This is a genomic window from Paenibacillus sp. 2TAF8, assembly GCF_052114825.1.
Taxonomy (GTDB): Bacteria; Bacillota; Bacilli; order Paenibacillales; family Paenibacillaceae; genus Paenibacillus.
In genome coordinates this window covers 26,028-37,489 of sequence record NZ_JBFRFN010000024.1, presented here as the reverse complement: position 1 = coordinate 37,489, position 11,462 = coordinate 26,028, and the positions used below count along the sequence as shown (strand labels likewise).

General features: G+C 42.2%; 11 protein-coding genes. All 11 read left to right on the top strand.

Going from position 1 to position 11,462, the window contains the following annotated elements; all coding sequences use genetic code 11:
* Positions 1-50 precede the first annotated feature (50 nt).
* The 11 genes from AB4Z30_RS25170 to AB4Z30_RS25120 all read left to right on the top strand — a co-directional run bounded on the left by AB4Z30_RS25170 (position 51) and on the right by AB4Z30_RS25120 (position 11,451).
* Entirely contained in the window at positions 51-896 is an 846-nt protein-coding gene (locus AB4Z30_RS25170; protein ID WP_441930172.1) for a class I SAM-dependent methyltransferase, read from the top strand.
* Positions 886-1,131 (top strand): acyl carrier protein, encoded by a 246-nt coding sequence (locus AB4Z30_RS25165; protein WP_441930171.1) that lies wholly within the window; start codon positions 886-888, stop codon positions 1,129-1,131. Before AB4Z30_RS25170 ends, AB4Z30_RS25165 begins: the two co-directional genes overlap by 11 nt.
* A 110-nt stretch (positions 1,132-1,241) precedes the next feature.
* Positions 1,242-2,423, top strand: a complete 1,182-nt coding sequence (locus tag AB4Z30_RS25160; protein WP_441930170.1) for a hypothetical protein — start codon at positions 1,242-1,244, stop codon at positions 2,421-2,423.
* 95 nt (positions 2,424-2,518) lie between these two features.
* Entirely contained in the window at positions 2,519-3,658 is a 1,140-nt protein-coding gene (locus AB4Z30_RS25155; protein WP_441930169.1) for a UDP-glucuronosyltransferase, read from the top strand.
* Positions 3,648-4,742 (top strand): radical SAM protein, encoded by a 1,095-nt coding sequence (locus AB4Z30_RS25150; protein ID WP_441930168.1) that lies wholly within the window; start codon positions 3,648-3,650, stop codon positions 4,740-4,742. The genes AB4Z30_RS25155 and AB4Z30_RS25150 overlap by 11 nt, the downstream gene beginning before the upstream one ends.
* Before the next feature lie 60 nt (positions 4,743-4,802).
* On the top strand, positions 4,803-5,993 hold the full coding sequence (locus tag AB4Z30_RS25145) for a radical SAM protein (RefSeq protein ID WP_441930209.1): 1,191 nt from the start codon (positions 4,803-4,805) through the stop codon (positions 5,991-5,993).
* On the top strand, positions 5,990-7,036 hold the full coding sequence (locus tag AB4Z30_RS25140) for a Gfo/Idh/MocA family protein (protein ID WP_441930167.1): 1,047 nt from the start codon (positions 5,990-5,992) through the stop codon (positions 7,034-7,036). The genes AB4Z30_RS25145 and AB4Z30_RS25140 overlap by 4 nt, the downstream gene beginning before the upstream one ends.
* Positions 7,036-7,806, top strand: a complete 771-nt coding sequence (gene rfbF / locus AB4Z30_RS25135; RefSeq protein WP_441930166.1) for a glucose-1-phosphate cytidylyltransferase — start codon at positions 7,036-7,038, stop codon at positions 7,804-7,806. The genes AB4Z30_RS25140 and rfbF overlap by 1 nt, the downstream gene beginning before the upstream one ends.
* On the top strand, positions 7,788-8,933 hold the full coding sequence (locus AB4Z30_RS25130) for an NAD-dependent epimerase/dehydratase family protein (RefSeq protein ID WP_441930165.1): 1,146 nt from the start codon (positions 7,788-7,790) through the stop codon (positions 8,931-8,933). The genes rfbF and AB4Z30_RS25130 overlap by 19 nt, the downstream gene beginning before the upstream one ends.
* Positions 8,934-8,935: 2 nt before the next feature.
* A complete protein-coding gene (locus AB4Z30_RS25125; RefSeq protein ID WP_441930164.1) occupies positions 8,936-10,234 on the top strand; it encodes a UDP-glucose dehydrogenase family protein in 1,299 nt (432 codons plus the stop codon).
* 254 nt (positions 10,235-10,488) lie between these two features.
* Positions 10,489-11,451, top strand: coding sequence for an alpha/beta hydrolase (locus AB4Z30_RS25120; protein WP_441930163.1), 963 nt, complete (start codon positions 10,489-10,491; stop codon positions 11,449-11,451).
* The last annotated feature ends 11 nt before the right edge of the window (positions 11,452-11,462 follow it).

Genomic DNA, 11,462 nt, shown 5'->3' with positions numbered 1-11,462 from the left:
CTATCTTGCTAGAATTGAGTTCTACACCACTTATAAGTTGTGAGAGGGGAGTGATCATTTTCAATACTTCTGAACAAATGATGCCTCGTAATTCCAATGATCGTTTTAAAAAATTGGGGATTTATGGCGTACAAGGTGTCTTTATTATTCTGTTCCTGCTGTTAACCCCTGTCTACTATTTGAACAAATGGGACTTTAAACGTCACAAAAAGCGGAAGCCTTTCTACACAAGTAAATTGGTTCGATTGCAAGAGCGTTATCCGATTTTCTACGAATTAGCCATGTACGTTCAAAATTTCCCTATTCCTCGTAATGTCTACAAAGTTTTACCCCGTTTAAAGGGCGATGTTCTTCAGGTGGGCTGTGGTACAGGTTTATTAAACAAGTATCTTCGCAAGCAGAAGGATGTTCGTTTTTTCAACATGGATCCAAATTTAAATGCTCTGAAACTTGGAAAGAAGTGGGGAAGGTTTGATTCTTTTATCCATGCCTTCATTGATAAGCCGACTTCTTTACCTGATCATAGCTGCGATATGATTTTGTTTGCACGAAGCTTTCATCACATTCGTCATCACAAAAAAGCCTTCATTGAGAGCTCCAGACTGTTACGTGACGGTGGATCTGTCATTATTGCCGACCCGGTTGTTCTCAAGCCTCTTTCAGGTTCTTCAATGGAAAGCGGTTATATGGCGAACTCTTCGATTGATGGTGTTATTTGGAGATTTACGAAAGAATCGTTAATTGCTCACATTGAGCGCTGTATTCCTCCTGAATTAAAGATTGAATCCGTAACCGAAACGAGACAAGTGCATGTAACGAATTACAATTTATTTGTACCTCAGACAGATATCGTAGTGGTACTGCGAAAAAGGGAGGCTGTATACAATGACAACTAAAATTATTGAGATCATAGCTGAAATCAAGGAAGACCCAAGCCTGGTTAACAAGCTGAACGAATCCTCTGATCTGACTCATGATGCAGGAATGGATTCACTGCAGATTATCAATTTTATTTTACGGATCGAAGAAGAGTTCGATATTGAAGTTGATTTTGATCATTTCAGTCTGGAGCATCTGCAATCCGTGCAGAAATTTTCGCAATTCATCCATAAGATGGCGGCCAGTGTATGAATTTTGCTCTACATTGTGGATCATTTGAAGCAGAGCAATATTGGCGCGATTCCCGGCTTGCTTCTCTTCCTGCCATACAGAATATGCAAACAAAGAAGATTACTGATTCCATGGACGAGCTTCTGTTTGTCTTTTGTAAAACCGGAGACTTGCTGCTTACGCGCCACGTCATGAACTCCGCTCAATATGAGTACATTCGCTTGATCGGATATGACATCCATATTAACCGAAATGCATGGTTTACCTCAGAAAGGGAGAACGAAATTGATCACTTAAATGTTTTTGAAATCATGAATCTCTCTCATGTTACGGATCAACTACTATCTTGCTTCTCTTTGGAAAAAGCAACCTTGGAAGCGTTTGCGGTAATACCTGGAACACTAGCTTTTGCACAAAGGTATCATCTTGCATCCCATTATCCCGAGCAAAATACTTTACGGCGAATTAATGCTAAATCGTACTCACTTGAAATGCGCGATAGGTTGAACTTGCCGAATGTCGGCAGAATGGTTGAGGGGAGGGAGCAACTACTTGCGATCACCAGAGAAATGCTTTGTGACGGAGCTGTGCTATTAAAGGATGAGTTTGGTGTGTCCGGAAAAGGAAATTTCGTCATTCACTCCGAAAAAGCCTTGCTTCGTTTGATCAAGCATCTGGATAAGCAAGCTGCACAGGAAAAGTTGATTCGTTTTGTCGTAGAGCCTCTACTGGATCGTAAATTTGATTTCTCTTGCCAGCTTTATATTCATGAATCGGGCGAGGTTCATATCGTTTCTTTTCAACAACTAGATAATCATGGATACGCATTCGGTGCTTCACATACGATGAGTGAATCCTTTAAAGCGCACTTATACGATTCCGGTTATACGGATCAAGTGTTAGAAATCGGACGCTTATTATATCAAGACGGCTATTTTGGTGATGTTTGTATCGATTCTATGATATTACAAGATCAGTCAATTGAACCTCTGGTTGAAATAAATGCCCGAAAATCCATGAGTTTAATTAAACATGGTGTAGATTGCTTAATTACCAATCCACAGCTGCATAGCAGCCTGGTACAGTTCAATCTCGCAGTTCCTGCCCGTTTCCAATATGAGCACTTGCTTCAAAATTTAAATCAACAGCAGATCTTGTACACCAAAGAGAGGGGAATGGGCATCTTGCCACTCTCCTCGGGAACTCTTATTTCTCCTTTGACAAATCGTGATCTGAATGAACGTACCATGGGACGACTCTATTTTGCAGTTATTTATGAGAGTCAGCAGCATATGCAAAACCTAGTTGCCTGAGTTAACCAGTCATTACTGGATTCAGGGCTAAACATGATTACGTAACCCGAGTTTGTCGGGAATCCAAGCTTATTATTCTAGGGGAGACGGTGCAAATGGGTCCAAAGATTACTATATTATGTTCCGGTTTTGGATTGGGGTTCTATATCCCAGGGCTAATCATCGCAAGAAGGTTGCAGCAACTCGGTCTGGAAACCTGCATTGAAGTATTCGAAAACATGATGGATGAGGACAAGCAATTCAAAACAGACCAAAGCAGACAGGCTTATCGTGAAAATTTCGCTGTCGCTCTTGCATCACAACGAATACCTGGAGACATTCGCCAAAGTCTGAACTTGGCTGCAGTAGAGTCTCTACTTAACCAGTGGCTAGAGGAAGGACGTACTCGATTTATCGTGTTGTCCGGGCATTGGGTCCACTTGCTGGATATTCTGCGTGAACGAACAAAGGATGAAATTGACGTGGATCTGTTGTATGTGGACTCCAGTCTATCCCCCTCATGGAAACAATTACTGAAGCTTAAACCGGACTATGCCTCATTTTATCGGGAAATTCCGCTGTATCATCCGAACAGGCTTGAGATTATGTATCGACTTGATGTGGATGACAAGCCGTCGGTTCCATATGAAGAACGGCCAAGCCGTCTCGTTATTCATGGAGGAGGATGGGGCATTGGAACCTTCAGGGAAAAGCTTCGTCAGCTCCTGGACACCGAACACGGGTATGACTTGGATATTGTAGCATACACAGAAGATGAGGTGGTTCCTTCAAATACGCCAGGTTTACGCTATGTAATGAATGATCCTCACTGGCGAACATGGTTCAGAGACGAGTCTGGTTTGCACACATTTCCTCCCTACGTTGTTACGGATTCTGGTAAACCTTTTGTTTATGAGACACCCATTGAACATCACGGACTCTACGGATTGGTTCGCCAAGCTATGGCGGTTGTATCCAAGCCTGGTGCAGGGGCTTTGATGGATTCTTTAGCATCAGGCACACCACTTATTATGCTTGAACCATTTGGTGAGCATGAGAAGCGCAATGCATCCATCTGGGAGGAAAACGGGTTTGGCATACCGTACAACGTATGGGCTGAGCAGGGTTACTCCAAAGATCTACTAGCACAATTTGCTCATAATCTGATCTCTAGACGACAACAGATTCAAGATTATCCAACAGAATATATGAGCCGCTTCATTCATTCCGAGAAGGAGGCATTACATGCAGATTGAATCAACAATAACCATGCCGAATCTTGATGTCTCATTACCCAAGTGGGTTTTTTTACAACTGCTTGAGAGCTGTAATCTTCGATGCAGAATGTGTTACGAATGGGGAGAGAACGGTCCTTATCGTGAGTATAAGGTTTTAAACCAGTTAAGTATCGATGTGATTCGTGATATTATCGCAACCTGTAAACCCGCACAACCTTACTATGAGCTCTACGGAGGGGAGCCTCTGCTGCATCCTCAAATTGGTGAAATCCTTCAGGCCATTCATGAAGCAGGGAGTAAAGTTCATTTTCCGACGAATGGAACGCTTTTGGAGAAACATGCAGAGATGTTAATTCAATATCCGCCTGAGCGAATATGGATTTCACTTGATGGTCCGGAAGAAATTAATGATGCTCAGCGTGGTAAGGGTGTGTTTAAAAAAGCTATTCGCGGAATCAACAAACTGCTTTCCTTAAGAGAACAAGCAGGAAGTGCGTACCCGCAGATCGGGATTAGTACAGTCGTTACACCTGCAAATCACCGGCATCTGGAACGATTTTTCTTTGAATCCATTGATATTTCCAAGCTGGATTGCATCAGTATTGAGCTGCAGGCTTATATAACGGAGGAAAACCATCAACAGTATAGCGGGATTCTCAGAAAAGAATTTGGAGTGCAAGAGGCGCCTCTATCCAAAGGATTTGTTTGTGATCCAGCAATTTTTTCTGACATTGACGCGGGTCTGATTGAGAAGCAAGTTCAGCGTCTAGCTGAATTTTGCGAAAAAAACAACAAATATATGAATACCTACCCTCAAAAAATGTCGGAGGATAACATCAGGAAATACTTCTCCGCTGACTGGCATTCGATGACGCATATCAAAAAACGCTGCCCTTTTCCGTGGATCAGTACAGAAATTAACGCCAGAGGTGATGTTACGTCCTGTCATGCTTATTATGATCTTACGCTGGGCAACGTTAATGACGAGAGCATTGCTGCGATCTGGAGAGGTGAGAAGTACAAGCAATATCGGCGTTACCTTCGTAAGCATCTTTTGCCTATATGCCAAGGTTGCTGCCTGTTTTATAACGAAAAACCGTAAATGGCAAAAACGCGAACATAAATTTTTAAACAAAATCTCAGTCTGAAAGGAAGAGATATGATGCAGCCTAAAAGTCGGGTAGAAATGGATGATAAATCATTTGAGATTTTGAAGCGAACGATGAGAAATGTGGTTATTCCGCATAGAGAGCGAAAGCTAAACCCTTCGTTTAAGATGGACATGCCTGAAGTGGTTGCATTAAAACTGACCAATCGATGCAATCTGCGGTGCAAGCACTGTTACCAGTGGAATGAGTCGGGCTACCATCATGATATGGATAAAACGGAACAAAATATGGACATGGACCTTACTGTTTTTCAGCAAGTATTGGAAGAAACTCATCATACGAAGTCCAGACTGTATTTATGGGGTGGAGAGCCACTTTTCCACCGGGATATTCGTGGTATTCTCGACTTGCTTGAAAAAGACCCCCGAGAAACAACGATTTGTACTAACGCATACCTGATCGAGAAATTTGAAGATGAGTTGTGTCGTATCTCACCTCATCTTGAGTTACTTATTGCCATTGAAGGGTTCGAGAAAGAACATGATCTGATACGTGGAAAAGGATCCTTTGACAAAGTGATGAAGCAGATCGACCGGCTGATGGAACTGCGTAAAGAAGGAAAGTTTCAGGGGAAAATATCGATACACACGGTCATTAACGACAGTATGATTGGTCAACTACATCCATTAATGAAATTCTTTGAAGAAAAAGGGATCGATCTAGTTTTATTATGCTTCCCCTGGTATATCTCACATGAAACATCGGCAGAAATGGATACCTTTTTTCAGGAAAAATTCAATTGGCTTCATCCCATGGACCATCAACACCGCAGCAGCTGGCATGCTTTTAAATATCACATCAAACCCGAGCATATTCCAGCATTAATGATGGATCTCAGGGCAATTAATGAACATACATGGAAAACACGAATTCGATATCAGCCTGGACTGGACTTTGATGAAATTGAAGATTTCGTGAGCGGCCGTTCAATGACTTCACGCTGTGCTTCGAATTGTCTGGCGCTGAGCACAAGAGCAGATATTACACCAACAGGCAATGTAAGTGCCTGTAAGTTTTTCTCCGAATTTTCTGTAGGCAACTTGCATGATCAATCATTATCGGATATTTGGCATTCCAAAGCTTATGATCAAATACGAACGACATTAGGAAAACAGTTGTCACCCGCCTGTTCAAAATGCAATGTATTATATCTGCATGGCTCATCGTCGCTGACTCATATATGAACGAGCTCAACAAAAAAACTTGCCGGCTTGGCATACTTGGCAGTGCAGCTATCGTTAGCCGTGCTGTTTTGGATGTCATTTCGCATATACCACAGGTGGAAGTAGCGGCAATAGCTAATCGTACCCGCTCGAAGGCGCTTCACCTGGCCCAACGATATTCCATCCCTCATGTCCTGCACTCTCTTGAGGAGGTACTACAGCATCCGCATGTTGATGCGGTTTATATTGCACTCAGCAATGACCTCCATATGGAATGGGTTTTACGTGCACTTGAGGCTGGCAAACATGTGCTCGTAGAAAAACCTGCAGGATTAGGGAAAGAGGATGCCCAGCAGCTTGCAAGTGCCCTGAAGCAATCTCCTTCACTCGTCTTCATGGAAGGGATAATAACTGCACATCATCCCTGGCAATCTGCTCTCAAAACCATTGTGAACTCAGGCCAATACGGCTTGTTACATCGGACCGAAACCCGTATTAGCATTCCAGCACCGAATGGTCATCGTGATAATTATCGTAGTGTGAAACTCAAGGGCGGAGGCTGCTTTAATGACCTTGGTTGTTACTGGCTTCAATGGATACAGCAACTAGTAGGTCTGAATGGAAGTCAAGCTTCAGCTTTTTCTAATTTTGATGGCCCGGATGGCTGTGACTGGACGTTTAATGCCAAACTTCGATATGGCAATGGGTTTGAAGCGAATGTTTTGACTTCATTCGAACTCCCTTATAAAGCCATGCATACGCTTTACTTCGAGCGGGCAACAGTGGTTGTCCCGAACTTTTTCAGACCATTAACAGGCTTCTACAGCTTGAAAATTCGTCTGAACGATTCTAATCCGCAGACGTATTTAAAACAATTTGAACCCATGAATTATTATGTGAATCAACTACAGGCATTCGCCAAACGCTGTCTTCACCCTGATGATCAGCAAGCTGAAGGACATTTAAGTGTTGAACGAATGGTATGGCATCAAACGATTATGGAATACGCACAGCAACATGCAACAATGAATCGCGAAACCGGAAACGAAGGGAGTCACTTCTAATGAAAACAGTGATTCTATGCGGAGGTTTAGGTACAAGACTTGCAGAGGAAACGAGAGTACGCCCTAAACCTATGGTTGAGATCGGTGACATGCCAATTTTGTGCCACATTATGCATATCTATAGTTCGCAGGGATTTCATGAGTTCGAGCTCGCTCTGGGATATAAATCAAATTATATTAAAAAGTATTTTCTGGATTACCCGTTTTTATATAACGATTTCTCGGTGAGTCTGGATCAAAATCAAACCGATTTACTATCAGCAACAAAACTGAACTGGAAAATCAATCTAATCGATACGGGACAAGCCACAATGACCGGGGGAAGAATAGCGCGATTGAAACAGCGTCTACACGATGAACCCTTTATGTTAACTTATGGCGACGGTATAGGAGATATCGATCTTCATAAGCTGATAAGCTTCCATAAAAGTCATGGCAAGCTTGTAACCGTAACAGCAGTTAGACCCAAAGCCCGCTTTGGCATAATGAAATGTCAGGATCGTACAGTAACTTCCTTTCAAGAGAAGGGACAGTTATCTGATGAATGGATAAACGCAGGTTTTTTTGTTATGGAGCCAGAGGTATTGGATTATATCCATGGAGATCAGACAGAGTTAGAGCGCCATGTATTACCAGAGCTTGCTCTTCAGGGGCAATTAATGGCCTATTATCATGAAGGTTATTGGGCGTGTATGGATACGATTCGGGACAAACAGGAATTGGAACAATTATGGGAGGAAGGGAATGCACCATGGAAAATATGGGGTTAGATTCAATAGAACATGACCAATCTCGTACATTCAACCTTCAATGGGAGCCTGGTTTCTTCGGAAATGAAATCATTGAAGAAGACTTGGGCTATATAACTCAAAAATTGGAGCAGAGACATTTATTCTCAGGATGTCGGTTTTTAATTACCGGAGGTGGAGGTTTTATTGGTTACTACCTCGTGCTTGCCCTTTTACATATAAACAGGTCAGGCACACCGATTAAACATATTACTGTTTTGGATCGTTTTCCTAAAGGAATCCCTTCATGGCTTGAACGGCTTCAAGCCGAAGGGGAGCCCGTGACTGCAGTTGTCTTTGACGTGACTACGGATTCATTTTCTGATTATATCTCAGGGACTGATTATATCTTTCACATGGCATCCATCGCATCACCATCATTTTACCGGAAGTATCCGCTGCGTACGCTGGAGGCTAATGTATTTGGCCTGCAGCGTCTGTTACATGCTTGTCTGTCTAACCAACCGAAAGGCATATTATATTTTTCAAGCAGCGAGATTTATGGTAATCCCGATCCAGAGCATATACCAACCTCAGAACAATACAACGGTAATGTAGCTACTATTGGGCCGAGGGCTTGTTATGATGAGTCCAAGCGGATGGGAGAAACGATCTGCTCGTTGTATGATCAAGAGCATCAGCTCCCGGTGCGTATTGTTCGCCCCTTCAACAATTATGGTCCCGGGCTTGAGCTGAGTGATCAGAGAGTTGCTGCTGACTTTGCCAAAGCAATTAAAGAAAAGCGAGCAATTGATATTCTATCAGATGGTACACCAACCCGAACGTATTGTTACATTGCGGATGCCATCGTGGGGTATTTTAAAGTCATAACTCATTCTGAATTTGATGTATTTAATATTGGAGCCGATTCCCAAGAAATCAGCGTATCCCGTCTGGCACAACTATTTGCTGAATGTTCAAGGGAACTAACAGGGTATTTTCCTGCAGTTACATATCAAGAATCAGCTGATCCCCATTATTTGACTCATAACCCTCAACGAAGATGCCCCAGTATTGAAAAAGCGAGAAAAATACTGCGTTTTAATCCTGAAATCGGATTAGAACAAGGAATTCGGCGTTACTTGATCAGCTGCGGGGTGGGGAGATGAAGATGAGAGATTTCATAAATATTACTGTTGTTGGATTAGGTTTTGTTGGACTAACCGCCGCGCTGGGGTTTGCGGAAAAGGGATATTCGGTAAAGGCATATGACGCGGATATCTATAAAACAATAGAATTGAGCAAGGGTGAGCTTCCATTTCATGAGCCAGGTTTATCTACTATGCTGAACAAACATTTGAATGAAAATTTAGTACTGTGTGACAGTCTGGAGGAATCCCTTTCCGATGTTAAACTGATTTTTATATGTGTCGGGACTCCTTACCTTGAAGGAGCAGGCCTTGATTTATCTATGCTGCTTAATGTAGTCAAAGACATTTGTCGCTTTTCACCCAAAGATTCTTATCAAAGCATCATAATTAAATCAACTATACCCCCAGGCACAATGCGCACCAAGATCAAACCAGTTATAGAGGAATGCGGACTTAGAGTTGGACAACATATCGGCTTGGCATACAATCCGGAATTTTTGAGAGAAGGTAACGCTTGGCATGACTTTATGCATCCTGATCGAATCATCATAGGTGAATTAGATCGGGTAACGTCAGATTTACTTGTAAAGCTCTATGAAAGTTTTGCCGTGCCATGTGCCCAAGTGACCGCAGAAACAGCAGAAATGCTTAAATTTTCTTCCAATGCATTGCTCGCAACGATGATCAGCTTTGCAAATGAGCAGGCGCTAATTGCAGAACATATAGGGCAGGTGAATATACCTGAGTTATTCCGCCTCTTACACATGGATAAACGGTGGTCAGGTGCTCCGGCTGGAATGATTAATTATGTGTATCCCGGGTGCGGATTTGGAGGATATTGTCTACCTAAGGACACTCTTGCTCTGAAAAATACGGCAAGTCAACATGGTGTTGAAGCAAAGATATTAAACGCTGTCATGGAAGTAAATCTTGATATATCTGAACACACGGTCAGAAAAATAATCAGAAATCTAAAACATCGGGATGAACAAATCGGCATACTCGGTTTAGCTTTCAAACCTGGCAGCGATGATGTTAGACAATCCCCTGCTGTAGGGATTATCGAAGCACTTCTGGATGAGGGATGCACGAATCTCACTGCTTATGATCCGATGGCTATGAGGAATTTTGAAGAGCACTACGGTTATCCATTAAAGATGGCAAACTCCCTGGATGAAATCGTAGCAGGTAGTGATATTTGTGTCATTGTTACTGCCTGGCCAGAGTTTCAAGCTCTAACTCATGCAAGCAACATTCAGATAATAGATGCGCGATATATGCTTCAAAATAAAGAAGCTAGCTTTATTTATAGTGTTTAAAATCTCAGCATTATTAAAAGTTTATCCGTTGTCTAGCCAGAGATATGTCTTGCGGATAATATAGCTTAAAGGTACTTCTTCAGAGAAGTGCCTTTTTTTTGTTTAAGATAACGTTCGCCACTTGATCATGATTGTGAAATATAACAACTAGTTCAGATTTAATTATTCGACCTTAAGATATAGTTATTTTCCGTACTAGATCTGTCCGCTAAAATTTATATTATATATCCATCACATGCTAGGAGCGGGTCACTATGGATTTGCTGACACCATATATTTTAAAAGGAGATAACCATTTCCCTGCCATGATTGTTTGTCAAGGTGGTGCTTATTCCACAAAAGCTTATCATGAAGGGGAGCCAGTCGCATTATGGCTTAATCGTATTGGTATCTCGGCTTTTGTATTGAACTACAGAGTATCTCCACACCAACATCCTGCTCCATTAGAGGATGCTCAGACAGCAATCCGTCTTGTTAGAGCAAACGCATCTGAATGGAATGTGGATCCGAAACGGGTTGGTATCATGGGATTCTCCGCAGGAGGTCACCTTGCATCAACCGCAGGGACCCATTTTGATTTGGGAGACCCTCTTTCTAATGAACCAATCCATCAGCAAAGCAGTCGTCCAGATCTCATGGTCCTTGGCTATCCAGTCATCACAATGAACGATGAATTTACCAGTAAAGGCAGTCGAGAAGCTCTTTTGGGAGAACGGCAAACAGATCCCAATCTACTGAATCTATTATCCAATGAAAAGCAAATTACTGCAGATACACCACCAGCGTTTTTATGGCATACGGTTGAAGATAACGGTGTACCTTTGGAAAACAGTCTCCTGTTCGCAAATGGGCTTCGTAAGCACAATATTCCGTTTGCATTACATCTGTTCGAAAGTGGCATGCATGGAATTGGCTTGGCAGAAGATCATCTTGAAGCTCAGCATTGGCCAGTTTTGTGCGAGGAATGGTTCAAGAAAAGGGGATTTATTACAACTAATCCTAAATGGGAATCATTTTCGACTTTGGGAGATATGTTGAGTGACGACAAGGCTAGAGCAATACTGGATAGATATCTTCCAGAACTGGTACAGTCTCCCCACCTTGATTATGTCAAAGGTTTTACTCTCAAAATGCTCTCTTCATTTCCTCATTCGCCTATATCCAAAGAAATATTACAGTCAATTTATACGGATTTAAGGCTTCGATCTGAAGAGTAAAAAGAAAGGAA